Here is a 23254-nt window from a genome sequence, read left to right as displayed (position 1 = left end):
CATGCGCCCGCACCGCGCCTATAGCCCAGGCCTTACCGGGGTGCTTCCCTTGAGGGAAAGCCGGCACCTCCTCGAGGTCCTCAGGGCCCGGGTGGGGGACCGGTTCACGGTCTTTGATGCGGACCGGGAGGCCCTGGCGGAGGTGGTGGAGCTGGGTCCGCCCGTGCGCTACCGCATCCTGGAGGAACGGAGGCCGGAGCGAGAGGTGGGGGTGGAGGTGGTCCTCTACCTCGCCCTCCTGAAGGGGGACAAGCTTTCCGAGGTGGTGCGCTCGGCCACCGAGCTGGGCGCCACCCGCATCCAGCCCGTGGTCACCCGGCACTCCGTGCCCAAGGAGATGGGGGAGGGTAAGCTGAAAAGGCTCCAGGCTATCGCCGTGGAGGCGGCCAAACAGTCGGGAAGGCTACGGGTGCCCGAGGTCCTGCCGCCCCTTCCCCTAAGTGCCCTTCCCCCGGTGGAACAGGGTATGGTGGCCCACGTGGGGGCGAGGCACCGGGTGGCGGAGGTGCTGGACCTGGGGAAGCCCCTGGCCTTGGCCGTGGGGCCGGAGGGGGGGTTTGCCGAGGAGGAGGTGGAGCTTCTTCAGGAGAAGGGGTTTATCCCCGTCTCCCTGGGCCCCAGGATCCTGCGGGCGGAAACCGCCGCCATCGCCCTCCTGGCCCTTTGCACCGCGGGGGAGGGGAGATGAGGGCTTGGCTTTGGGTTGGGGGTTGGGTGCTCCTTCTCCTTGGGGGGTGCCGCTACACCTTTTTGCCCCTGGATCCCGGCCGGCCCCTTCCCCCGGAAAGGCCCTTCGTGGTGGCCCGCTTGGAAAGGGATGGGGAGGAGGCCCACCTGGCCCTCCGCGTGGAGCGGCTTCCCCGGCCGGGCTACCTCCACCTCCGGTGGTTCCGGGAGGAGGCCCTGGTCCAGGAGAAGGCCCTTTTTCTGGAGGAGTTGCGTCTTTATCGGGTTTCCTTCCCCTTAGGCCAGGGCTACCACCGCCTGGTGGGGGTTTGGGAAGGGGGGGTTATCTTTCAGTTGGACCTGGGGACCCCCAGCCTACCGGACCCCGATGAGGAGGAGGAAAAGGGGAATCGTTAGGAAGGCCAGGAAGGTGGATACCACCACGCTTCTGGCCACCCGGGTGGCCCCTTGACCAAACTCCCGGGTGAGGAGGAAGGCGTTCACCGCCACGGGGGTGGCGGACTGGAGGACCAGAACCTGGTGCTCCAGCCGGGGAAGGCCCAGGAGGATCCCCACCCCATAGGCCAGGAGGGGTGCCAGGACCAGCCTTAGGAAGCTGGCCACCCCCTCAAAGGCCCCCACCTGGAACCGGGTTTGGCCCATCTGCATCCCCAGGGTAAGGAGGAGGACGGGGATGGCCGCCTGGCCCATGAGGCGGACCCCTTCGTCCAAGCGGAAGGGGAGGCTGATCCCCAAGGCCTTCAAGGAGAGGCCCAGCAGGAGGGCGTAAAAAAGGGGGAGGCGGAGGGTGAAGCGAAGCCCTTCCCTAAGCCCCCCTCCCCGGATGAAGGCCGGCCCAAGCCCGAACATCACCACGCTGGACAGGATGAAGTAAACCACGGCCCGCCTCAGGCCCTCCTCCCCCAGGGCGAAGTAGACCAGGGAAAGGCCCATGTTGCCGGAGTTGGGGAATAGGCTGCAGACCAAAAGGCCCTTGGCGGCCTCGGGAGGGAGGCGCAGCAGCTTGCCCGTTCCCGCAATGGCCAGAAAGAGGAGGAAATAGGTGAGGGCGAACCCCAGGGTGAGGCCCACAAGGCCTTCCCGGGAGTACTCCGCCCGGTACATGGCGTCAAAGATGAGGGAGGGCACCAGGAGGTAAAGGGTGAGGCGGCTTAGGGTGGTGAGGTCCATGGGGATGCGCTTGGCCAAAAGGTAACCGGCCGCCACCACCAAGACCACGGGCAGCACGGTGTTGAGAAGGGCCTGCATGTGGCGCATTCTAAGGGTATGACGGGCTACCTGGAGCTTGCCCAGGCCATAGCGAGGGTGCTCCTCCGGGGGGCGGAGGTGCCCAGGAGGCAGGTCCTTCCCATCCCGGGGGGGCAGTTTCTGGTGATGCCCGCCGCCGACCAGGAGGTGGCCCTTTGCAAGCTGGTCACGGTGGAGGCCTCCCCTAGGGAAGAGGCCGGGGCTCAGGGCCGGCCTTCGGTGCGGGCGGAGGTCTGGGTCAAGAGGCTGGATACCGGGGAGGTGTTCCACCTGCCGGGGGAGGAGATCACGAAAAAGCGCACCGCCGCCCTTTCCCTTCTGGCGGCCAGGCTTCTTGCGCCCAGGCGGGAGGGAGCCCTGCTTCTGGTGGGCCCGGGAGCCCAGGGGGAGGCGCACCTCGAGGCCTTCGCCGAGGGCTTTCGCCTGAGCCGGGTCTGGGTGCGGGGGCGGGGTCCGGAAAGGCTTCAGGCCCTTTTGCGCAAGGCCCAGGGCATGGGGCTCCCCGCGGAGGCGTGGGCGGGGGAGGAGGTCCCCGAGGAGGTGGCCTTTATCGTCACGGCCACCCCCAGCCCCACCCCGGTGTTGCCCGAGAGGGTGCCGGAGGGCACCTTCATCGCCGCGGTGGGGAGTTTCCGCCCAACGATGCGGGAGGTGCCCCGGGCCCTGGTGGACCGGGCCGCGGTCTACTGCGACACGGAGGATGCCTTTGTGGAGGCGGGGGAACTGCAGGGCCTGGCCAAGCCTGCCGTGACCCTAAGGGAAGCCCTGGAGGGCAGGCGGGCAGAGGGGGATCCCGTGCTGTTTAAAAGCGTGGGCCACGCCCTCTTTGACCTGGCGGCGGTGCGGCACCTTCTGGGCTTGGATTAAAGGCGGATCACGATCTTCCCGGTGCGGCTTCGGTCAAGGAGGGCCTTAAAGGCCGCCTCGGCTTCCCCGAAGGGGAAAACCGCCCCCACCACCGGTCTTAGCTCCCGGCCCAAGCGGGGCAGGAGAAACCCCAAGGCCTCCTGCACCAGGGCCGGTTGCCGGAGGAGGGGGGCCAGCCAAAAGCCCATGACCGTAAGGTTTCGCCGCATGAGGCGCAGGGGATTCAGGGAAGCCACCTCCCCCTCCGCGGCCCCGATGTAGACCAACCTCCCCCCCGGGTTCAGAAGGGCCAGGCTTTCCTCCAGAAGGTGGCCGCGCACCTCGAGCAGGATGTCCACCCCCCCGAAGGCCTTGGCCCTTTCCGGAAGCTCCGCATAGGTGGCGGTGGCCTCCGCCCCTAGGCCCTGAGGCAGGGCCAGCTTCTCGGGCCTCGAGGCGGAGGCCAGCACCCGTAAGCCCATGGCCCTGGCCACCTGCACGAGGGCGGTCCCCAAGGCCCCCGCCGCTGCCTGTACCAGGACCCTTTCCCCGGGTCTGGCGCCTATTTGCCGGAGGGCTAAATAGGCGGTGAGGAAGGAGACGGGATAGGCGGCGGCTTCCTCCGGGGAAAGGCCCTCGGGCACCGGGAGAAGGGCCTCCTTGGGCACGGCCACCCTCTCCGCCAAGGCCCCGTGCCCCAGGAGGGCGGCATAGCGCCTTTCCCCCACCCGGCCCACGGCCTCCATCCCCGGCACGAAGGGCGGATGGATCCGGGTAAGGTACCCGCCAAGCCGCATGAGGTGGTCGGCGAAGTTCAGGCCCACCGCCTCCACCTCCAAAACCACCTCTTCCGGGCCCGGGGTGGGGTCGGGAAGCTCTTTAAGGACCAGGGGTTCCCGCAGGCGTTCTTGCACCCAGGCGCGCATGGCTGGAGTCTACCCCTTGACGGAGCCCGCCAGGAGCCCCCGCAGGAAGTACCGCCCCAGGAAGATGTAGACCAGAAGGGTGGGCAAGGCCGCCAGGATGGCCCCGGCCATGGGCAGGTTCCACTTCACCGCCTCGCCTCCCGCCAGTTGGGCCAGGGCCACGGTGATGGGCTGGCTCTCCGGGCGGGTGAGGGTCACGGCGAAGAGGAACTCGTTCCAGATCTGGGTGAACTGCCAGATGGCCACCACCACCAAGGCGGGGGCGGAAAGGGGCAGGATCACGTGGCGAAAGATGCCGAAGAACCCCGCTCCGTCAATGCGCGCCGCCTCCACCAGTTCATCGGGGATTTCGCTGTAGTAATTCTTGAAGATCAGGGTGACAATGGGGATCCCGTAGACCACGTGGACCAGGATGAGGCCCCAGAGGGTGCCGTAGAGCCCGATGGCCTTCACGAACTGGAAAAGGGGGATGAGGATGCTCTGGTAGGGGATGAACATCCCGAAGAGCATGAGGGCGAAGAGAAGGTTGGAGCCCTTGAAGGGCCACTTGGCCAGGACATACCCGTTGAGGGCCCCCACCAAGGCGGAGAGGGCCGTGGCCGATAGGGCCAGGACCACGCTGTTTTGGAACTTGGGCCGGAAGGCCTCCCAGGCGATGCGGAAGCTTTCCCAGTAGATGGGTTCCGGCCAGCGCCAGACCGTGTCCAGGGTAATCTTGGCGGGCTCCTTGAGGGCGGTGAGGATTACCAAATAGACGGGGAGCAGGAAGAAGAGGGTGGCGAGGAAAAGGAAGCCGTAGAGGAAAACCCGCCCCATCACCGCCGCACCTCCTTCCTAAGCTGGCTTGCCAGGTAGGGGATGACCACCACGGCCACCAGGAGGAGCAGGAGTATGCCGATGGCCGCGCCCTTGGCGAACTGGTTCCCCCGGAAGGCCAGGAGGTACATGTAGATGGCGGGCACGTCCGTGGGGGCGTAGTCCAGCCCGGCCATGGCGAAGATGAGGTCAAAGATCTTCAGGGCGATGTGGCCCAGGACGATCATGGCCGAAAGGGTGATGGGGGCAAGGAGGGGGAAGATCACGTGCCGGTAGGTCTGCCACTCGCTGGCCCCGTCCACCTTGGCCGCCTCCAGCACCTCCACCGGGATGCCCCGTAGCCCCGCCAGGTAGAGGGCCATGGTGTAGCCCGACATCTGCCACACCGCCGCCAGGATCACCCCCACCAGGGCCAGGCTGAAGCCGTGGGGTTCGGGGTAGGGAAGGAGGGGGGTGTTCCGACCCAGGGTAAAGGCCCAAAGGAGGAGCACCCCTCCGGAAAGGAGGCTCCAAAGGCGCCGCCTCTTCTCCCCCTCCCGGTGGGCCTGCCAGCCTAGGTAGAGGAGGATCAGGCCCACCACGATGGCGGTGAAAAAAGGCAGGTCGTTCCAGTCAAAAACGAAGGCCTTCTCGCGGGTGGTGAGCCACGGGAAGGAGAGGGGAGGTAGGCCCAGGAGGGTGGGCAGGACGTTCACCCCACCCTGGGGCTGGAGGAGCCAGCGCCATATGGTGCCCGTTACCACGAAGGAGAGGGCCATGGGGAAAAGGAAGACGGTGCGGAAAAAGCTCTCCCCCTTGGGCCCCCGGTCCAGGGCCATTGCCAAGAGGAGGCCCAGGCCCAGGCTTCCCGCCATGAAAAAGAGGGTGAAGAAGATGAGGTTGACCGCACTTTGGCGGAAACGCACGTCCACAAGGCCGCTAAAGAGCTCGCGGTAGTTTTCTAAACCCACGAACCGGAGCTCGGGTCTCAGGGCCAAAGCCTGGGCAGGGTTCTTGCCCCAGTCGGTGAGGGAAACCCAGAGGTTTTGCCCGATGAAGCCGTAGACGAAGATGCCCACCGCCACCAGGGACGGGAGGAGGACCAAGAAGGCTGTGATGCGGTCGCGCATAGATCCTTTTGGGAAAAGCCCGTGGGGGCTAAAGCCCCCACGGGCCAAGGGCCCTTAGCGGCCCAGACCCACTTGGTTGGCGATGGCCTGGGCGGCGTTGGCCGCTGCTTGGGGGTTTTTGGTCTGCAGGAAGATCTCCATCACGGTGCCAAACTGGCTCATGAAGCTCTCCGGCGCCACCGCCCCGTGGACCAGGGAGCCCACGATGCGGTTCGTCTTCCAGTCCTTCATGGCCGACTGGCCGTAGGCGTTGTACTTGGCGGGGTCGGAGTCCAGCCTTGCGGCGATGGAGCCCTTCAGGGGGTTAAAGGTGTCCTGCCCCTCCTTGGAGCCCACCAGCTTGAGCCAGTTGAGGGCGTTCTGGCGGTTCTTGGCCCTCTTGGGCAGGCCGAAGGAGTCGGAGAGCATCATGAAGATGCCGGAGGTGCCGGGGGAGGGGGCCCAGGCGAAGTCGGTGCCGGGTTTGAGCTTCAAGGTGGTGCTCATGTAGCCGGCGGCCCAGTCGCCCATGATGTTGAAGGCGGCCTTGCCCTGCACCACACGGTCCACCGCCTGCTGCCAGGAGAGACCGGCGGCGTCTTTGTTGGCGCAGTCCAGCACCTTGCCGAAGGTTTCCCAGACCGCCACCGCCTTGGGGTCGGTGAACTTCAGCTTGCCGCTCCAGAGGTTGGCCCAGCCCTCAGCCCCCAGGGTGGCCAGGGCCACGCTCTCCCAGAGGTGCTGCTGGGTCCAGTTCTCCCCTAGAGCCAAAGGCGCCTCGAGGCCCTTCCGCTTCAGGGTCTGGCAGGTGGCCAAGAACTCGGCCCAGGTCCTGGGCGGGGTTACCCCCCATTCCCTCAGCTTGGCCGGGATGTACCACATGACGTTGGAGCGATGAATGTTGACGGGCACGCTCCAGATCCCTCCCTTGTAGGAGAGGAGGTCAATGAGCCCCTTGGGGAAGGCCTGGAGCCACCCTTCCTGCCGGAAGAGGCCGGTGAGGTCCTCCATGCGGTCCGCCACCACCCAGGTGCCGATGAGCTCCTGCCCCGCGTGCACCTGGAAGGTGTCGGGCGGGTCCCCGCCCAGCATGCGGGTCTTCAGGACCGCCTTGGCGTTGACCCCGGCCCCGCCGGTCACCGTGGCGTTGATCACCTCTACCCCGGGGTACTTCTGCTTGTAGAGCCGGATGAGGGCCTCCAAAGCTGGCCCCTCGTCCCCCGCCCACCAGGAGAAGATCTCCAGCTTGCCCGTCTGGGCCAGGGCGCTAAGCCCCAAGGCCACGCCGATCGCCAAAAGCCACTTCCTCATACCTACCTCCATTGCGACGTGGGCTTTCCGCCCACAGGCCGCCCAACTCAAAAAACCGCGCCAAAAAGAGGCTGGCCCCACCCACCGCCGGGGCCAGGTGGCCATACAGGGAGGGCTGCACGGACAAGGCGCCATGGGCCTCCAAAAAGGCATGGGCCGCCAAGGACCGGCGCAAGGGTGGCTCCAGGTAGGGGAAGAACTCGGCTGCCTTGCCGCCTATCACCACCCGGGCAGGATCGTAGGCCACGGCCAGGTTGGCCAGGAAGCGGCCCAAGGCCTCGCCCAGGTGGTGGATGGCCTCCAAGGCCTTGGGCTCCCCCTCCTTGGCCTGCTGGAGGAGGGCCTCCAGGTCCTCCGCCTTTCCCCCCAGGCTCCGGTGGTGGGCCAGGAGGTTGCCCAACCCCAGCTCCGTTTCCAGGCACCCCTTGCGGCCGCAGGCGCAGGTTCTTTCCCCCTGGCCCAGCCAGTGGCCCACCTCGCCCGCGGCCCCACCCGCCCCCCGGAGGAGGCGGCCCTCCGCCACCACCCCCACCCCCAGGCCCGTGCTCAAGACCAGGTACGCCAGGTTGGCCTCCCCGTGGAAGAAGACCTCGGAGAGGGCCGAGGCCTTGGCGTCGTTCTCCACGGCCACCGGAAGGGGGAACTCCTGGAGGAGGGGCTTGAGGTCCAGGCCACGCCAGCCCAGGTTGGGGGCCAGGAGGAGGCGGTCTTCCACCACCACCCCGGGCAGGGTAAACCCCAGGCCCAAGGGCCCGGGCACGTGGGGCAAGACCTCGGCAAGAAGCCGTTCCAGACGTTCCTTGGGGCCAGCCTCCCGGGGGTGGCGCCACTCCTTGGCCCACAAGACCTCCCCCCGCCAGTCCAGGGCCAGGAGGACGGTGCCTTCCACCCCCAGCTCCGCCCCCAAGGCGAAGCGCGCCCGGGGCTTGAGGTGCAGGAGGGTACCGGGCCGGCCCAGGGGAGGGGAAGTGGAGGCCCCTTCCTCCAGAAGGCCCTCCTGCAGGAGCTCGTCCACCAGGCGGCTGACCGCGCTTTTGGCGAGACCCGTGAGCCGGGAGAGGTCCGCCCGGGTCAGGGGGCCGCGGCGCAGAAGACCCAGGATGGCCCTGCGGTTCAGCCTGCGGATTTCCTGCGTGTCGCCCTTGCGCACCTGGGTAGGCCCCCTTTAGTTCGTTCTCGGGACTAAGTAAAGCACCGGGCCCCCCCTTTTGTCAAGCCTTGCCTTTTCGCCGGCCAAGGCGTAGCCTTTCCTTAAGGCCCGCTAGGGCCCTAAAGCCAGGTCCGTTGCCCTGGTGCCTGGGCGCGTAGTCCAGGCTTAAAGTGGGGAAGTCCGGTGCAAGTCCGGCGCTGTCCCGCAACGGTAACCGGTCCAGCTCCAGGCTTTACGTCGCAGGCCGGAAGCCCGAATACCTGCCAGGGCCGCCCGCCACACCCCGAGGCGGGCACCTCACGCGGATGGGGGAGCGATGGGGGTTTGCAAAGCCATTTGCGCCCCTGCCGCTTTCCGGCAGGGGCTTTCCCTACCTCCCCCGGGCCTGGCCCTAGCGGCCTTAGGGAGGTAGGCATGAGGAGGATCCTGACGGTTCTATCGGTCTTTTTGGCCTTAGCCTTTGCCTTTCCCCTCACCCTCACCGACGACCTGGGGCGCACGGTCACCGTCAAGGCGCCGCCGAAGCGGATCGTGACCATGTTGCCCTCGGTTACGGAGACGGTGTGCGCCCTAGGGGCCTGTGACCGCATCGTGGCCACGGACGATTACTCCGACTGGCCTGAGCGGGTGAAGGCCCTGCCCAAGGCGGGAGGGCTCTATAACCCCAACCCGGAGTTCATCGTTTCCCTGAAACCGGATCTGGTTTTGGTTTCCAAGTACGGGCGCTTGTACGAAACCCTGGAGCGGGCAGGCCTGACGGTGTATGCGGTGCGCACGGAAACCTACGAGGACATCTTCCGCACCACCCGCATCCTGGGGAAGCTTCTTGGCCTCGAGGCCCAGGCGGAGCGCCTGGTGGCCCAGATCCAGCGGGAGGTCTACCAGGAGGAGGCCCGGGCGGCCAAGGCCAAGGACCGCCCCCGGGTCTACTACGAGATCGACCCCACCCCCTACACCGTGGGCCCGGAGAGCTTCATCGGGGTCCTGATCCAAAAGGCCCGGGGAGTGAACGTGGTGCCCAAGGAGCTGGGCCTCTTCCCCAAGATCGCCCCGGAGTTCGTGGTGGAAAAGAACCCCGAGGTGATCGTGGCCACCTACCCCGGCGCCCTGGAGACCATCCGGACGAGGCCTGGATGGGGCCGGGTGCGGGCGGTCCAGACGGGGCGCATCTGCGTGTTCACCGGGGGCCAGGACAGCCTCCTGTCCCGCCCAGGTCCCCGAGTGGCCCAGGGGCTTAGGCTTCTGGTGGACTGCTTCCATGGGCGCTAGGCCATGACCCAGGCCCTTCCTTTGGCCCTTAGGCGGAGCCTGGTCCTCCTCTGGCTGGTTTTCCTTCTGTTTTTGGCCCTGGTGCTGGGGGTGGCCTTGGGCACGGTGAGCCTTTCTCCCCTCGAGGTGGTCCAGGCCCTCTTGGGCCAGCGGGAAAACCCCATCGTCACCGAGATGCGCCTGCCCCGGGTCCTGGGGGGGATGCTGGTGGGGGCCGCCTTGGGGGTGGCGGGGGCCAGCTTCCAGGGGCTTTTCCGCAACCCCCTGGCCGACCCTTACCTCATGGGTTCGGCGGCGGGGGCGGCCTTCGCCGTGACCCTTCTGGCCAGCCTCCTGGGGGGCCTGGCCCCCGGCTTCGCCCAGCACGCCGTTTTCCAGGGCTTGCCCCCCTCCGCCACCCTCTTCGGGTTCCTGGGGGCCTTTTCCGCCACCCTGCTCACCCTGGTCCTGGCGGGAGGGGCGGCCCGCACCGGGGAGCTGGTCCTGGCGGGGGTGGTGGTGGGGAGCGTTCTGACGGGGGCCACCACCTACCTGATGCTCCAGGACGCCGACCGGGTGCGGGCGGTGTTCGCCTACACCCTGGGGAATCTGGCCTTTTTGGGTTGGCCAGGGGTGAAGGTTCTCCTTCTCTTTTTCCTGCTGGCCTTTCCCCCGCTTTTGCTGCTGGGCCGGGTGTTGAACGCCCTCCAGCTGGGGGAGGAGGTGGCCAGGAGCCTGGGGCTGCCCCTGGAGGGCCTTAAGCTCCTTCTCCTTCTCGCGGCAAGCCTCCTGGTGGCCGCAGCCGTGGCCCAGGCGGGGATCATCGGCTTCGTGGGGCTGATCACCCCCCACCTCTTGCGGCGGTTTTTGGGGGAGGATTACCGGTTGCTCCTGCCGGCTTCCGCCTTGGGCGGGGCGGTTCTCCTGGCCCTGGCGGACCTTTTGGCCCGCACCCTTACCCGGCCGGCGGAGCTTCCCGTGGGGGTGGTCACCACCCTCCTGGGGGGGCCCTTTTTCCTCTATCTGATGTGGAGGCGGCGTGGCCGGGCTTGAGGCCAAGGGGGTTGTGGGGCCCCATGCCCTTTTGGGGGTGGACCTGAGCGTAAGGCCGGGGGAGTGGGTGGCCCTCCTGGGCCCCAACGGGTCGGGCAAGAGCACCCTTCTTAGGGTGATGGCGGGGCTTCTTTGGCCCAAGGCCGGGGAGGTCCTTTTGGAGGGAAGGCCCCTTCGGGCCTATGGGGGCTATGTCCGGGGCCGGCTCCTCGCCTACCTGCCCCAAGGGGGGCCCTACCCCGAGGGGCTTTTGGTGGAGGAGGTGGTGCGCCTGGGAAGGCTTCCCCACCTGGGCCTTTGGGGGCGGGAGGGACGGGAGGATGTGGACGCGGTGGAGTGGGCCTTGGAGGTTACGGGGGCCTCCCGCTTCCGCGGCCGGTACCTGGGTAGCCTTTCCGGGGGGGAGCGCCAGCGCGTCCTTTTGGCACGGGCCCTGGCGGCCAGGCCGCGCTACCTCCTTCTGGACGAGCCCACCACCTTCCTGGACCTGGAATACCAGGGGGGGTTGCTGGCCCTCCTGCGGGGCTTGGCCGCCAAGGGAATGGGGATCCTCGCCGTCCTCCACGACCCTAACCAGGCGGCCCTGGCCGACCGGGTGGCGGTGCTCAAGGGGGGAAGGCTTTTGGCGGAGGGAAGGCCGGGGGCGGTTTTCACCGAGCCCTTTCTCCAAGGCCTCTATGGCCCTGGGGTTCGGGTGGCCCACCTCCTGGGGAGGCCCCATGTCTACCTGGACGGATAGGGCTAGGCTTTACGTCCGGGGCCGGGTCCTGCTCCTGGACCTTGGGGAGGAGGCAGCCTTTTACACGGAATCCGGGCCCAAGAGGGCCCGCTACCTCCTGGTGGGCCGCCTCTCCCCGCCCGAGCGCCTGCGGCTTGGCCTGCCCAGGGAAGGGGTTCTCCACTACCCTTTGCCGGTGGACCCCTTGGCCTTTGAGTGGGAGGGGGAGACCCTGGTCCTTCCTGGGCTCAGGGTGTACCTGGGAGGCCCGCCCCCCTTTGTGGAAACCCCTTACTACGCCTGGCGGCTATAGGGCTTGGGGCTGCTGGGCTTCCAGGTGGCCCGGAGAGGGTTGACGGGAAGGCGGGCCGCGGGGTAGGGTGAGCTTACCGACCGTTCGGTCGCCAAGCGCGGGAGGTGGCGGATGCGGCTTAAGGATAAGGCGGTGCTGATCACCGGGGCGGCCCATGGGATCGGCCGGGCCACCCTGGAGCTCTTTGCCCGGGAGGGGGCCAGGCTGGTGGCCTGCGATCTGGAGGAGGGGCCGCTAAGGGAAGCGGCGGAGGCCACGGGGGCCTTGGCGGTTCCCATGGATGTGGCCGACCCCCTTTCCGTAGCGAGGGGGTTTGCCCGGGCCCTCGAGGCCCTGGGGCGCCTGGACGGGGTGGTGCACTATGCGGGCATCACCCGGGACAATTTCCACTGGAAGATGCCCCTGGAGGACTGGGAGGCGGTGTTGCGGGTCAACCTCACGGGAAGCTTCCTGGTGGCCAAGGCGGCCTCCGAGGCCATGCGGGAGCGCAACCCGGGTTCCATCGTGCTCACCAGCTCCCGGGTGTACCTGGGCAACCTGGGGCAGGCCAACTACTCGGCCTCCAAGGCGGGGGTGGTGGGGCTCACCCGTACCCTGGCCCTGGAGCTCGGGCGGTACGGGATCCGGGTGAACGCCCTGGCCCCGGGGTTCATTGAGACCCGCATGACCGCCAAGGTGCCGGAGAAGGTGCGGGAGAAGGCCATCGCCGCCACGCCCTTGGGCCGCGCGGGCAAACCCATAGAGGTGGCCTACGCCGCCCTTTTCCTGGTCTCGGACGAGTCCAGCTTCATCACCGGCCAGGTGCTCTTCGTGGACGGGGGAAGGACCATCGGGGCGGCTCCCGCGTGAGGGCAAAAGGGCCATGAATGTTTCCCGGTTGGATGCCTTTTTGACCCGGCAGGTGGCCGAGGGCCTGCTTCCCGGATACGTGGCCCTGGTGGCCCGGGGGGGAGAGGTGGTCTACCAGGGGGTGGGAGGCCATCTGGACCCGGAAGGGGCCCTTCCCATGCGGGAGGACGCCCTTTTCCGCATTTACTCCCTGACCAAGCCCTGGGTTTCCGCCCTGGCCCTGACCTTTGTGGAGGAGGGGGTCCTTTCCCTCCTGGACCCGGTGGAGAAGTACCTGCCCGGCTTCTCCCGGCTTGCTGTGGGGCGGGAGGTGGGGGAGGAGGTGGCCCTCGAGCCCCTGAGGCGGCCCCTCACCGTCTACGACCTGCTGCGCCACACCGCGGGCTTCACCTACGGCGTCTTCTTCCGCTCCCCGGTGAAGCGGCTTTACCTAGAGGCGGGGGTGGACCGGTTTGACCTCTCCCGGGAGGCCTTCTTGGAGCGGCTCGCGGCTTTGCCCCTGCGCTTCCAGCCCGGGGAAGCCTTTGAGTACGGGCTTTCCACGGACGTGCTTGGGCACCTTTTGGAGGCGCTTTCGGGTGAAAGCCTGGCGGAGCTTTTGGAGAGGCGGGTGTTCGCTCCCTTGGGGATGCGGGATTCGGGCTTCCTGGCCAAGGACCCCGCCCGCTTGGCAAGGCCCTTTGCCCAGGACCCGGAAACGGGCAGGTCCATCCGCCTGATCCCGGTGGAGGCGGAGCCGCCCCGGTATGCGGGGGGCCTGGGCGGCGTCAGCACCGCCTGGGACTATCTGCGGTTCCTGGAGGCCCTGCGCACGGGACAGGGGTTCTTGCACCCCAGCCTTTGCCGCCTCATGACCCAGGACCACCTGGGCCCCCTTTACGAGGCCGGGTTGCGGCGGGGCCTGGAGTACGCTCCTGGGCCCGGCTACGGTTTCGGCCTGGGGGTGGCGGTGCGTCTGGGCCATGGGGGGCTAGCCCCGGGAAGCCCCGGGGACTTCTACTGGTGGGGGTTTGCCGGGACCTACTTCCTGGTGGACCCTGCCCAGGAACTGAGCGCCTTGCTCTTCACCCAGGCCCCCAGCCTCCTTTCCGTGCTGGAGCCGGAAAAGGCCCTGCACTCCCGGCTTGGGCAGCGGCTTGGCCTGGCCTTCCGCACCCTGGTTTACGGGGCCCTTTCCTGAAGGGCCACCACCCCCACCGCCTGGGCCAGCTCCTTGGGGAGGCGGAACACCTCCCCGGCCACCTCGACGCCCACCCCGTCCCCCGTTTCCATCACCCGGAGGACCTTTCCGGGAACCAGGCCCAGCTTGGCCAGGAGGTTGAGGGTACCCCGGTCCTGGGCCAGGGCCCGCACCACCCGGGCTTCCCCCAGGGGGGCCTGGGAGAGGGGGAGGGCGGGGGCTTCCGGCAGGTCCAGGTCCTTGGTGGGGATGGGGTCCCCGTGGGGGTCAAAGGGGGGGTGGCCCAAGAGCTCGGCGATCCTCTCCTCAAAGGCCTCGCTGATCACGTGCTCCAGCCTTTCCGCCTCCTGGTGGACCTCATCCCAACCGTAGCCCAGGGCCTGGTGGAGGTAGGCCTCGAGGAGCCGGTGGTGCCTTAGGACCTCCAAGGCCACCCGGCGCCCGGCCTCGGTGAGCCGGGCCCCCTGGTAGGGGGCGTGCTCCACCAGGCCCAGGGCGGTGAGCTTCTTGAGCATCTCCGTCACCGAGGGAGGTTTAACCCCTAGCCGCTCGGCCAAGGCCTGGGTGGGCACCGGGCCTTGCCTTTCCGCCTCCAGGAGGAAAAGGTGCTTCAGGTAGTCCTCCTGGGCCTCGGACAGGGGAGGGCGTCCCATCCCCCTCAAGGTAGCACGGAGGCCCGGGGCTAAAGGCGCGGCCCGGCCCAAGGGGGTGGTCCGAGCCCCAAAAGGCCCTTAAGCCCCATGGCGGCCTCCACCCCTTGGGTGCCGTAGTTGTTGTTGAAGATGACGAAGACCGTTTCCGCCCTTTCCGCCAGGGTGCGGGTGGCCTGGGCGAGGTCCTCCAGCTCCTCCGCCGAATAGCGCCAGTTGAAGCGCTCGTAGGGCTTGGCGTGGGGGCCCTTCCAGGTGTCGGCGTTCCGCCCGTGGCACCGGAGAACGGCCACGGGGTGGGTGGGCTCCAGCACCCGGGGCGGGGCCTCGGGGTGGGGCGGGGCGTCCACGCTCACGTGGATGAGGCCAAGCCGCTGAAGCTCCCGCTTCACGAAGCCCCAGGCCACGTACCACCTGGGGTTGCGAAACTCCACCGCCACCCAGTAACCCCTGGCCCTTTCCGCCAGGTGCTCCAGGTACTGGAAGCTCCGGGGCTTGGGCTCGGTCCAGGGGGGAAGGCCGAAGTGCAGGTAACCGAGCTTGCCCGCTTCCCGCAGGGGTTCCAGGGCGGCGAAGAAGCGGTTCCAGGCCTCCTCCACCACCTCCTTGGGCACCTCGCGCTGGGCCAGGTGTCCCTCCCTTCGGGGCAGGAGGGCGCGCAGGTCCTTGGGGAGGGCTTGGGCCTCGAGGCCGTGCCCCGTAAAGGCGGAAAAGGCCTTCACGTGGAAGAGGAAGCCCGCTGGTGTCCTCTCCGCCCACTTGGCCACCACCTCCCGCCGGGGCAGGGCGTAGAAGGTGCTGTCCACCTCCACGGTGTCAAAGTGCTCGGCGTAGTACCGGAGGCGCTTTTCCGGGTGGTGGCGCACCTCGGGCGGGTACCAACCGGAGGCCAGGAGGGTCTCGTCCGTCCAGCTGGCGGTGCCCACCCGGATTTCCGCCATGCCCCCAGTGTAGGCCCTACGGCCGGCTCACCAGAAGCCGAAGGGGCACCTCCACCCGCCTCTCCCCCTGCCAGGCCCTCACCCAAAGCCCCAGGCCCCACCAGCGCTCGCTTACGGGAAGGGCATGGGCCAGGAGGTCCGGGGTGAGGGTCAGGGTGCCTCGGAAAAGGCCCTCCCCGTCCCCTTCAGGGGCAAGGGGAAGGCCCTTCTCCCCGGGCAGGACCACCTCCACCCCCTCCGCGGGGAAATGGACCCGGACCTCCAGGGCCACCTCTCCCCCGGGATGGGCCCGGGGAGGCTGGAGGCGGGCTTCCAGGAGGGGACGCCCCTTGTCCACGGGCAGGAGCACCTCCTTCTGCCAGCCCTCCCCCCGTAGGCGGAGGCGGAGAGGCCCCTCGGCTTCCCAGGGCACCTGGAAGGCCAGGGAGTCCCCGAAGGGGCTTTCCCAAAGGAGGGCTTCCCCCTGGTAGACCTCTAGCCTCGCCCCGGAGGGGGCCCCTCGCAGGGCCAGGCGCACCACCTCCCCTGGGGCCGCCGCCTTGGGCTTTACCTCCACCTCGAGGGCCAAGGGGGCCTCCACCGCTTGCGCCAAAACCGGGAGGAAGCGCACCCTGGCCTCCACCCGTCCTAAGGGGGGAAGCTCCACCTCCACCGCCTCCCCCCGGGACCCCGGGAGGGCGTCTGGGAGGAGGCGGTACCTCCCTGGGGGTAGCAGGGCCTCCCCCCCGCAGGGCAGGAAGGTGCCCTGGGGGCCCAGGGCGTGGGCACCCCGTCCCTCCCCCTCGCAGGCCAGGGAGAGGAGGGCCCCCGGGGGCAGGGAGAGGCGCAGGGGCCCTCCCGGCCTGGCCTCGGCCTCCCCTGGGAAGGCCAAGGACCCCGGGGGTGGGAGGACCCGCACCCTGGCCCCGTTCCTGGGCAGGTACAGGCGGAACCGCCCTTTCCCGTCCGCCACCGCCGGGGCGTACCCTCCCGTTACCCTGGCCCCTGGGAGGGGCTTGCCCAGCACCTCCACCACCCCCTCCACCAAAAGCCAGTCCCCGCCCCCCAGGGCCAGGGAGACCTCCTGGGGCACGGGCAGGCTGAAGGCGTAGGCCCCGGAAAGCTCCCACCGGCTTCCCCCAGGGGCCAGACTCCCCGCAAGCCGCAAGGACCAAGGCCCCTCCCCGTAGGCAAGCCGCCCCTCCAGGGAAGCCCCGGCAGGGGAAAGCCCCGCCCCCCCTTGGAAGCCCAAACCCCCCATGCGTCCCTCCACGGAAAGGCCCAGGCCCAAGGAGGCCCCCAAGCCTCCCCGCAGGCTTAGGGTCGCTTCACCAAGGGGGAGGGAAACCCCGCCGGAAAGGCCCAAACCCCCTTGGCTCCAGATGGCCTCCGCGTGGTAGGGGAGTTCGCCTAATCGGCCATAGCCCAGGGCCCGCAGGCGAAAGTCCGGGTAGAGGAGGGCCTCCAGGGAAAACCCGGGGAAGCTCCCCCCAAGGGAAAGCCCTCCCTCCCAGGCCAGACGGTAGGCCCCTTCCCCGTGGGCGTACTCCAGGCGGAAGGAGGGGCTTCCGGCAAAGGCCCCCTGGAGGGAAAACCCCGGGCGGGCGTAGGCCCCCCTTAGGGCCTGGGGGGAGACCTCCAGGCGGTACACCTCCCCCCCTTGGCTCCACTCCCCCTCCAGGGCCCAAGGGTAGGCCAGGCGCAAGGAGAAGGGGCCTTCCCGGTACCGCACGGCCAAGGCGGGGAGGGTGGAGGCCTCCAGGGCGTAGGGGCCCAAGGCGAAGCTCCCCTTGGCCACCACCCCCCTTTCCGCCTCCACCCTCAGGGAGAGGCTCGCCTCCTTGGCCAGGGCCCCCTGCAGGGAGAAGCCCCCCCACGGCCCCGGAACCCCTCCCTCCAGGAGGCCCCGCAGGCGGTAGGGGGGCGGGCCTTCCTCCCCCTCCACCCGCACCAGGTACCGCCTTTCCTCCCCCCCGTGGGCGAGGACCAGGAGGAGTTCCCCAGGCTCCAGGAAAAGCCCTAGGGCCCGCTCCTCCCCGGGGGCCAGGGTGACCTCCTGGGCGGGGAAGAAGAGCTCGCTCTCCGGAGCAGGGGCCAGGCGCACCCTGAGGGGCACGTTCCCGCTATTTCTCAGGAGGATGTTCACGCTTCCCTGGGCCCGGGCGGGCACCTGGGCCTCGAGGCGCTCCACCCTGGGCACCTGCACCTCCTGGCAGGCCTCCTTCTCCCCTTGGCGGAGGCAGACGGGGTAGGTCCCCGGGGGCACCTTTAGGGGCACCTCCAGCACCGCCACCGCCAGCCCCGCCGCCCTCTCGGGGAGGAGGAGGGGGCGGAAGGGCCCCACGCTCCAGCTGAGGGGGCCTTCCGCTAGGCCGGGGAAGACCAGGGTGAGGGCCTGGCCTGGCTCCGCGGGGAGGGCCTTACCCAGGGCTAGGCCCAGGGCCAGGAGGAGAGGGAGAAGTAGGCGCATCTCAGTCGTTTCGCAGGCGGTAGGTGAGGGTTAGGGTGCCCCCTGCGGGAAGGGTAGGGAAGGAGGCGTTTGGGTCCAGCTCCAGGTAGAACCAGATCCAGAGGGTGGCGGTGGTATTTCTGGCGATGCTGGCCAGGCCCCAGTTGTCGGGCAGGTTCCCGATGCGGGTGGGGGAGGGGGCGTGGCTGGTGGCGTTTCCCGAGACCACTTGGACCTGCACCAGGAGGTGGGTGTTGGCCACCAGGGGAGGGGGAAGGCTTCCCGTGGGGCTGGAGATCCTGAGGCACCAGGTGGTGCCCGCCCCGCACTGGGTGCCTCCCCCACCCCCAATCCGTGGGGTGGTCACCCTGCACACCACCCGGTGGGGCTGGCTTCCCCCCACCACCCCCGTGGGGAGGAACCGGAGGGGGTTCCCCACGTCAAAGAGGTGGAGGTAGCCCGCCAGGTTGGCCACGGGGTAGCTTCCCACGAAGGTTAGGGGGCCGGGATCGGAGAAGTCAAAGCGCACGTCCGTGGCGTCGCACTGGAGGCGTTGGGCAAAGGCAGGCAGGAGAAGGAAGGCTAGGACCGCTAGGGCACGACCCATACCCCCTCCGTGGCGTAGCGCCCGTAGGCGCTTTGGAGCACCAGGACCACGCGGTAGCGCCCCGGGGGCAAGGGGCTTTCCGGCTCCAGGAAAAGCCTCCTCCCGCCCCCCGGCCAGATGGGGACCTCCTCCAGAAAGAGGCGGGCCACCTCCTTCCCCTCCCCGTCCAGGACCAGGACCTCCCCGCTCACCCGCTGGAGGACGTTGCCGGGGTTTTCCAGGACCACGGGCAAGGCCTTCCCTTCCCCCCCAAGCCCCGCCCGCAGGGAGGGGCGCTCCGTGCCCCTGAGGGTCACGTAGACCGCCAGGCCGATCTCCGGGCGCAGGGAGAGCCGGACCCCCCCTTGCCCCCCCGCCCGGGGCTGGGCGGTGAAGACCACTAGACAAGCCAGGGTCCCCTCCCCCGCCGGGGCCTTGCCCTCCAAGAGGACCTGCACCTCCCCTCCCCCGGGCACGGTGAAGGCAGAGGGCCGGACCTGGAGGGCCCGGCAGAGCTCATCCCCCGTGGTGAGCTCCTCCACGCCCCCGTCCTCCCGCACCCGGAAGGGGGAGAGGCGGACCGTGAGGGGCTCCTCCCGGGGGAGGCCGTTTCGGAGGGTGACGGGAAGGGTGAAGGCCTCGCCTGGGGCCAGGGAGAGCTCCACCCGGGCGGGGGAAAGGGTCAGGTTCACCTGGGCCAGGGAGAGGGGGAGGTGGGCGAAAAGAAGGATGATGGCTTTTCTCATGGTGCTCCGGACAAAGCGCCCCCAGGACGAGGGGGCGTCTGGGGGCGCTTTTATGCCTTGGGGTTTCCTAGGGGCTCGTGAGGGTGTAGTTGAGGGTGATCTGGCCGCTGTAGCCCGCCATGGAGATGTCGTCGTTGATGTCCATCTCCAGCAGATAGTAGAGCTTGTAGGTGGACTTGCCCTGCCCCCCGGAGCCGGCGTTGAAGAGGGTGAGGGGGCTCGAGGCGTTGACGGGCGTGGGCACGGAGGTCCAAGAGGCCCCCTTTCCGGAAACCTTCTCGGCGAATACCTTGACCCGGCCATTGTTCAGTGGGGCAGCTAGTGTGCCCCCAATGGAGGTGATGGCCACGGTCCACTGGGCCCGGTTGGAGCGAACGGTGGCGGTGGCCCAGTCGTTACCCCCGGTGCCGGTCACGCTGGTGGGGGCAAAGAGCTGGGTGCCCGTGGCGTTGTCAATGAAGTTGTCATAAGCGGCGAGGGAGGCCTTGGTGTAGGGGGTGCCGTTCACCGTCACGGTCTCCGTCCCGTTCAGGTTCTGGTCGCCGAAGTCGAAGAGGAAATCCGTGGCGTCGATCTGGAGGCTCAGGATGGAGGGGATGTTGACCGTCACCGTGTGGTTGTCGGTGGTCTGGGCCAGGGCCAGACCTGCCAAAAGGGCCATAAGTGCTACCAGCTTGCGCATCTTCCACCTCCAAAAAGGTTCGGGGCCGGTTGCGCCACTGGCTCGCCCTCCCCCCTTGGCGCCCATCTTGGGGTGTGAGGGTTCTACGCCTCCCCTACAGGTTCCATCTTAGCGTATGGTGTGAAAGCCGTGTGAAGGTTTTGCCCTTTGGGCATAGCACGAGGGGAATAGCCCCTCAGGATCTTTAGCCAGGGCCACGCTTTACCCGGGAAGGCCGTGGAACAATGAGGCCATGGAGCCTTTCTGGCCGAGGCCCAGGGTGGTGGTGAGCGCCTGTTTGGGCTTTGCCGCGGTGCGCTATTCAGGGGAGCTGATACCCGATCGGATGGTGGCTGCCTTGGGGAAGCATCTGGATTTTGTCCCCGTGTGTCCCGAGGTGGCCATCGGCCTGGGGGTGCCGAGGCCCCCGGTGCGCCTGGTGCGGGAAGGGGAGGGGGTGCGCATGGTCCAGCCCCTCACGGGGGAGGACCTAACCGAGAGGATGGAGGCCTTCAGCCAGGGGTTTCTCGCCTCCTTGGGGCAGGTGGAGGGGTTCATCCTGAAAAACCGCTCCCCCTCCTGCGCCCTCAAGGACGCCAAGGTGTACGCCTACCCCGATCGGGGAGGGGCGGTGGCCCGGGGGCCTGGGCTTTTTGCCCGGGCGGTGGAGGAGGCCTTTCCCCTCCTACCCAAGGAGGACGAAGGGCGGCTCACCAACGCCCGCCTTCGGGCCCACTTTCTCATGCGGATCTTTGCCCTGGCCCGGCTGCGGCGGGTGCAGGACCTCCCCGGCCTCATGGCCTTCCATGCCCGCTACAAGCTCCTCCTCCACGCCCATCACCAGGCGGAGGCCCGGGCCTTGGGCCGGCTCCTGGCGGAGGGGAAGGGCAGGCCCTTTGCGGAACTCCGCCAGGCCTACGAGGAGGGGTTTTTGCGGGCCACCCGGCTTCCCTTCCGCTTGCCCTCCATGGCGGATGCCCTCCTCCACGCCTTTGGCCACTTTAAGGGGATTCTTTCCCCCAAGGAAAAGGCCCATTTCCTGGACCTTCTCGCGGATTTCCGGGAGGAAAGGGTGCCCCTCGAGGCCCCCCTGGCCCTCCTCAGGTCCTGGGCCTTGCGCTTCGGGGAGGGCTACCTGGAGGGCCAGGCCCTCTTTGAGCCCTACCCCAGGGCCCTCATGGATCTGAGGACCACCTAGGCGGCCATGGCTCAATCCGCCCCCGGGCCTCCTTTGGGGTCCTGGCCCCGATGGCGAAGAGGGCGGTGCGCATCTCCATGAGGTAATCCTCCAGGAAGGCGGCCACGGCCTCCGGGCCCTCCAGGGCCGGCCTCAGGAGGGGCCTTGCCACCGCCACCAGGTCGGCGCCCAGGGCCAGGGCCTTCACCGCCTCCGTGCCCGTGTAGATCCCCCCGGAGGCGATGAGGGGCACCTCGGGGAGGACCTCCCGCACCTCCTGGATGGCCCTTGCCGTGGGGATGCCGATCTCGCAGAGCTCCGGGTGGCGCACCTCCCCATAGCGCACCCACTCCTCCACCCTGGCCCAGCTCGTCCCCCCGGCCCCGGCCACGTCCACCGCCGCCAGGGGGAGCCCCTTTAGGGCCAAGGCCGCCTCCCGGGAAAGCCCGTGGCCCACCTCCTTCACCAGCACGGGGAAGGGGAGGGGAAGAAGGGCTTGCAGGCGTTCCAAAAGCCCCCGGAAGTCCGTGTCCCCCCCTTGCACCGCCTCCTGCAGGGGGTTCACGTGCAGGGCCAAGGCGTCCGCCTCCAGCATCTCCACCAGGCGGAGGAGGTCGTCCCGGCCGTAGCGCCGGAGCTGGGCCAGGCCCAGGTTGGCGATGAGGAGTACCTTTGGGGCCACCTTGCGCACCCGGAAGCTCCGGAGGGCCTCGGGCCTTTCCAGGACGATGCGCCCTGAGCCCAGCATCATCCCCACCCCCAGGGTCTCCGCCGCCTCGGCCAGGGCCAGGTTGATCCGCTCGCCCATGGCCTCCCCCCCGGTCATGGCCCCGATGAGGAAGGGGGCCTTCAGGACCTTGCCCAAAAAGGGGGTGGTGAGGTCCACCTGGCCCAGGGCCAGGCCCGCCAGGGCCTGGTAGCGGAGGCGGTAGCCCTCGAGGCCCGTGGTGGTCCTCTGGTAGGCCACCTCGCCCTCCAGGCAGGCCTCCAGGTGCTTCCGCTTCCGCTTCAGGGTGCTCAAGGCGCGGCCTCCAGGAGGGCTTTGGGCGCCCGCTCCAGGCCCAGGTCGTGGGCGATGAGCCTGGCGGTCATCTTGGCGGACATCATCACGCTGGGAAGCCCCGCCCCCGGCTGGTAGCTCTGGCCCACCAGGTAGAGGCCCTTGACGTCCTCCGAGCGGTTGTGGGGCCGGAAAGAGGCCGTCTGCCAGAGCACGGGTTCGGGGCCGAAGGCGTTGCCCAGGTGGCTGTTCAGGGTCCATTGGAAGTAGTCCGGGGTGATGAAGTGGGTGTAGACCAGGCGGTCCATGAGCCCGGGCAGGTAGCCCGCCTCGTCCAGGTACCTCAGGGCCTTCTCCAGGTAGCGGGGCCCGAGCTCCCGCCAGTCCAGGCCGCTCCCGTTGTGGGGCACGGGCACCAGGGTGTAGGCGGCGTGGTGCCCCGGGGGGGCCAGGGAGGGGTCGGTGAGGGTGGGCAGGTGGAGGTAGTGGGCGAAGTCCTCAGGGAGGACCTTCCGCCCGAAGATGTCCTGCAGGAGCCCCTCGTAGCGCTCCGAGAGGAGGACGTTGTGGTGGCGGAGCCTTTCGCCCTCGTCCCCCCGGGCCCGGAAGCCGAAGTAGGCCACGAAGAGGCTCATGGAAAGCCGGGTGCGCCTAAGGCGCCAGTCGCCGTGCCAGCGTCGGTCCTCCGGGGCCAGGAGCTCCCCGTAGGTGTGCACGTAGTCGGCGTTGGAGACCACCAGGTCGGCGTCTAGGCGCTCGCCGCTTTCCAGGACCACCCCCACCGCCTTGCGGTTTCGGGTGAGGATGCGGCGCACGGGGGCCCCGTAGCGGATCCGCCCTCCCAGCTCCTCCAGCTTGCGCACCAGCCCCCGCACCAGGGCGCCCGTGCCCCCCATGGCGAAGTGCACCCCCCAGTGGCGCTCCACGAAGTGGATCATGGTGTAGATGGCGGGGACCGAGAGGGGGTTCCCGCCGATGAGGAGGCTTTCAAAGGAGAAGACCCGGCGCATCTTGGGGTTTTGGAAGTACTTCTTCACGAAGGAGAAGAGGGGGCGGACCGCATCCAGCCTGAGGAGGTCAGGGGCCACCTTGAGGAGGTCCAGGAGGCTTCCGAAGTGGGTGAAGCCCAGCTCCAAGAAGCCCCGCTGGAAGATGGCCCGGGCCGCCTCCTCAAAGCGGAGGTAGCCCTCCAGGTCCTCCGGGGCCAGGCGCCGGATCTCCCCGAGGAGGTGCTCCCGGTCGTTGTTGTAGTCAAAGTGGGTGCCGTCGGGGAAGTGGATGCGGTAGAAGGGGTCTAAGGGGACGATCTCCACGTACCGCGGGGTGTGCCGAAGGCCCTCCTCCTGGGGAAAGTCGGGGTAGAGCCGGGGCTCCCCGGGACGGGTGGCGAAGAGGTCCTCCAAAAACTGGGGCACGGTGATCACCGTGGGGCCCATGTCAAAGGTGAAGCCCTCCGCCCGGTGCACCCGGGCCCGGCCCCCGGGGCCGTCCAGCTTCTCCAGGACCAGGACCTCGAGGCCCATGGCCGCCAGGCGAATGGCGGCGGAAAGCCCGCCCACCCCGCTTCCAATGACGATGGCCCGCATGGAGGGGAGTTTACCAGGTGGGGCCAAGGGGGAAGTTGGGCCGGGC

23 protein-coding genes, 1 pseudogene and 1 riboswitch are annotated in these 23254 nt (G+C 68.6%); of the genes and pseudogenes, 10 read left to right on the top strand and 14 right to left on the bottom strand.

What is annotated here, in order from left to right; all coding sequences use genetic code 11:
* The first annotated feature begins 1 nt into the window (after position 1).
* On the top strand, positions 2 to 688 hold the full coding sequence (locus BS74_RS06620; RefSeq protein ID WP_038057217.1) for a 16S rRNA (uracil(1498)-N(3))-methyltransferase: 687 nt from the start codon (positions 2 to 4) through the stop codon (positions 686 to 688).
* Positions 685 to 1083, top strand: a complete 399-nt coding sequence (locus BS74_RS06615; RefSeq protein ID WP_038057214.1) for a hypothetical protein — start codon at positions 685 to 687, stop codon at positions 1081 to 1083. The genes BS74_RS06620 and BS74_RS06615 overlap by 4 nt, the downstream gene beginning before the upstream one ends.
* On the opposite strand, the gene BS74_RS06610 is transcribed toward BS74_RS06615, so the two are convergent.
* Positions 1042 to 1944 (bottom strand): AEC family transporter, encoded by a 903-nt coding sequence (locus BS74_RS06610; RefSeq protein ID WP_185747710.1) that lies wholly within the window; start codon positions 1942 to 1944, stop codon positions 1042 to 1044. The genes BS74_RS06615 and BS74_RS06610 overlap by 42 nt on opposite strands.
* Positions 1945 to 1953: 9 nt before the next feature.
* On the opposite strand from BS74_RS06610, the gene BS74_RS06605 reads away from it, so the two are divergent.
* The gene (locus tag BS74_RS06605; RefSeq protein WP_038057205.1) at positions 1954 to 2802 is read left to right on the top strand and encodes a Rossmann-fold NAD(P)-binding domain-containing protein; all 849 of its coding nucleotides are present in this window, start codon (positions 1954 to 1956) and stop codon (positions 2800 to 2802) included.
* On the opposite strand, the gene BS74_RS06600 is transcribed toward BS74_RS06605, so the two are convergent.
* The 5 genes from BS74_RS06600 to BS74_RS06580 are packed head-to-tail and all read right to left on the bottom strand — an operon-like array spanning position 2799 to position 8072.
* Positions 2799 to 3707 carry a zinc-binding dehydrogenase gene (locus BS74_RS06600; RefSeq protein WP_038057202.1) on the bottom strand — a complete coding sequence of 303 codons (909 nt, stop codon included), beginning with the start codon at positions 3705 to 3707 and terminating at the stop codon, positions 2799 to 2801. The genes BS74_RS06605 and BS74_RS06600 overlap by 4 nt on opposite strands.
* 9 nt (positions 3708 to 3716) lie before the next feature.
* Positions 3717 to 4523 (bottom strand): carbohydrate ABC transporter permease, encoded by an 807-nt coding sequence (locus tag BS74_RS06595; protein WP_038058961.1) that lies wholly within the window; start codon positions 4521 to 4523, stop codon positions 3717 to 3719.
* Positions 4523 to 5632, bottom strand: coding sequence for a carbohydrate ABC transporter permease (locus BS74_RS06590; protein ID WP_038057196.1), 1110 nt, complete (start codon positions 5630 to 5632; stop codon positions 4523 to 4525). Before BS74_RS06590 ends, BS74_RS06595 begins: the two co-directional genes overlap by 1 nt.
* A gap of 54 nt (positions 5633 to 5686) precedes the next feature.
* Complete coding sequence (locus BS74_RS06585) at positions 5687 to 6922, bottom strand: ABC transporter substrate-binding protein (protein WP_038057193.1); 1236 nt, start codon at positions 6920 to 6922, stop codon at positions 5687 to 5689.
* A complete protein-coding gene (locus BS74_RS06580; protein ID WP_038057189.1) occupies positions 6879 to 8072 on the bottom strand; it encodes an ROK family transcriptional regulator in 1194 nt (397 codons plus the stop codon). The genes BS74_RS06585 and BS74_RS06580 overlap by 44 nt, the downstream gene beginning before the upstream one ends.
* A 123-nt stretch (positions 8073 to 8195) precedes the next feature.
* Positions 8196 to 8354: riboswitch (cobalamin riboswitch) on the top strand.
* A 132-nt stretch (positions 8355 to 8486) separates the two neighbouring features.
* Between BS74_RS06580 and BS74_RS06575 the strand changes: the two genes are divergently transcribed.
* From BS74_RS06575 to BS74_RS06550, 6 genes and pseudogenes are all read left to right on the top strand, one after another.
* Positions 8487 to 9341, top strand: a complete 855-nt coding sequence (locus BS74_RS06575; RefSeq protein WP_038057186.1) for an ABC transporter substrate-binding protein — start codon at positions 8487 to 8489, stop codon at positions 9339 to 9341.
* A 3-nt stretch (positions 9342 to 9344) separates the two neighbouring features.
* Entirely contained in the window at positions 9345 to 10373 is a 1029-nt protein-coding gene (locus BS74_RS06570) for a FecCD family ABC transporter permease (protein WP_038057182.1), read from the top strand.
* Positions 10374 to 10404: 31 nt separating this feature from the next.
* Positions 10405 to 11112 (top strand): annotated as a pseudogene (locus tag BS74_RS06565) (ABC transporter ATP-binding protein); the annotation flags it as partial.
* The gene (locus tag BS74_RS06560; RefSeq protein ID WP_038057176.1) at positions 11093 to 11404 is read left to right on the top strand and encodes a hypothetical protein; all 312 of its coding nucleotides are present in this window, start codon (positions 11093 to 11095) and stop codon (positions 11402 to 11404) included. The pseudogene BS74_RS06565 and the gene BS74_RS06560, both read left to right, overlap by 20 nt.
* Before the next feature lie 111 nt (positions 11405 to 11515).
* Entirely contained in the window at positions 11516 to 12253 is a 738-nt protein-coding gene (locus tag BS74_RS06555) for an SDR family oxidoreductase (protein WP_038057174.1), read from the top strand.
* A 13-nt stretch (positions 12254 to 12266) separates the two neighbouring features.
* Positions 12267 to 13433, top strand: a complete 1167-nt coding sequence (locus BS74_RS06550) for a serine hydrolase domain-containing protein (protein ID WP_038057172.1) — start codon at positions 12267 to 12269, stop codon at positions 13431 to 13433.
* Here the strand turns inward: BS74_RS06550 and mntR are convergent.
* The 6 genes from mntR to BS74_RS06520 form a co-directional block, all read right to left on the bottom strand.
* Complete coding sequence (mntR, locus tag BS74_RS06545) at positions 13415 to 14086, bottom strand: manganese-dependent transcriptional regulator MntR (protein ID WP_038057170.1); 672 nt, start codon at positions 14084 to 14086, stop codon at positions 13415 to 13417. The two genes, BS74_RS06550 and mntR, sit on opposite strands and share 19 nt — an antisense overlap.
* A gap of 29 nt (positions 14087 to 14115) precedes the next feature.
* A complete protein-coding gene (locus BS74_RS06540; RefSeq protein WP_038057168.1) occupies positions 14116 to 15024 on the bottom strand; it encodes a DUF72 domain-containing protein in 909 nt (302 codons plus the stop codon).
* 16 nt (positions 15025 to 15040) lie between these two features.
* On the bottom strand, positions 15041 to 17473 hold the full coding sequence (locus BS74_RS12995) for a hypothetical protein (protein WP_038057165.1): 2433 nt from the start codon (positions 17471 to 17473) through the stop codon (positions 15041 to 15043).
* A 1-nt stretch (position 17474) separates the two neighbouring features.
* Positions 17475 to 18059 (bottom strand): hypothetical protein, encoded by a 585-nt coding sequence (locus BS74_RS06530; protein ID WP_038057163.1) that lies wholly within the window; start codon positions 18057 to 18059, stop codon positions 17475 to 17477.
* Positions 18044 to 18784 (bottom strand): hypothetical protein, encoded by a 741-nt coding sequence (locus BS74_RS06525; protein ID WP_038057161.1) that lies wholly within the window; start codon positions 18782 to 18784, stop codon positions 18044 to 18046. The genes BS74_RS06530 and BS74_RS06525 overlap by 16 nt, the downstream gene beginning before the upstream one ends.
* A 67-nt stretch (positions 18785 to 18851) precedes the next feature.
* Entirely contained in the window at positions 18852 to 19466 is a 615-nt protein-coding gene (locus tag BS74_RS06520) for a hypothetical protein (protein WP_038057159.1), read from the bottom strand.
* 232 nt (positions 19467 to 19698) lie between these two features.
* Here BS74_RS06520 and BS74_RS06515 point away from each other — a divergent pair, with 232 nt between their 5' ends.
* Positions 19699 to 20643 carry a YbgA family protein gene (locus BS74_RS06515; protein WP_038057157.1) on the top strand — a complete coding sequence of 315 codons (945 nt, stop codon included), beginning with the start codon at positions 19699 to 19701 and terminating at the stop codon, positions 20641 to 20643.
* Here BS74_RS06515 and fni read toward each other — a convergent pair.
* Together fni and crtI are read right to left on the bottom strand one after the other, a co-directional pair.
* On the bottom strand, positions 20621 to 21643 hold the full coding sequence (gene fni, locus BS74_RS06510; protein ID WP_038057155.1) for a type 2 isopentenyl-diphosphate Delta-isomerase: 1023 nt from the start codon (positions 21641 to 21643) through the stop codon (positions 20621 to 20623). The genes BS74_RS06515 and fni overlap by 23 nt on opposite strands.
* Entirely contained in the window at positions 21640 to 23208 is a 1569-nt protein-coding gene (gene crtI / locus BS74_RS06505; protein ID WP_038057153.1) for a phytoene desaturase family protein, read from the bottom strand. Before crtI ends, fni begins: the two co-directional genes overlap by 4 nt.
* Positions 23209 to 23254 lie beyond the last annotated feature (46 nt).

Source organism: Thermus amyloliquefaciens (assembly GCF_000744885.1).
Taxonomy (GTDB): domain Bacteria; phylum Deinococcota; class Deinococci; order Deinococcales; family Thermaceae; genus Thermus; species Thermus amyloliquefaciens.
This window is presented reverse-complemented; position numbering and strand designations above follow the sequence as displayed.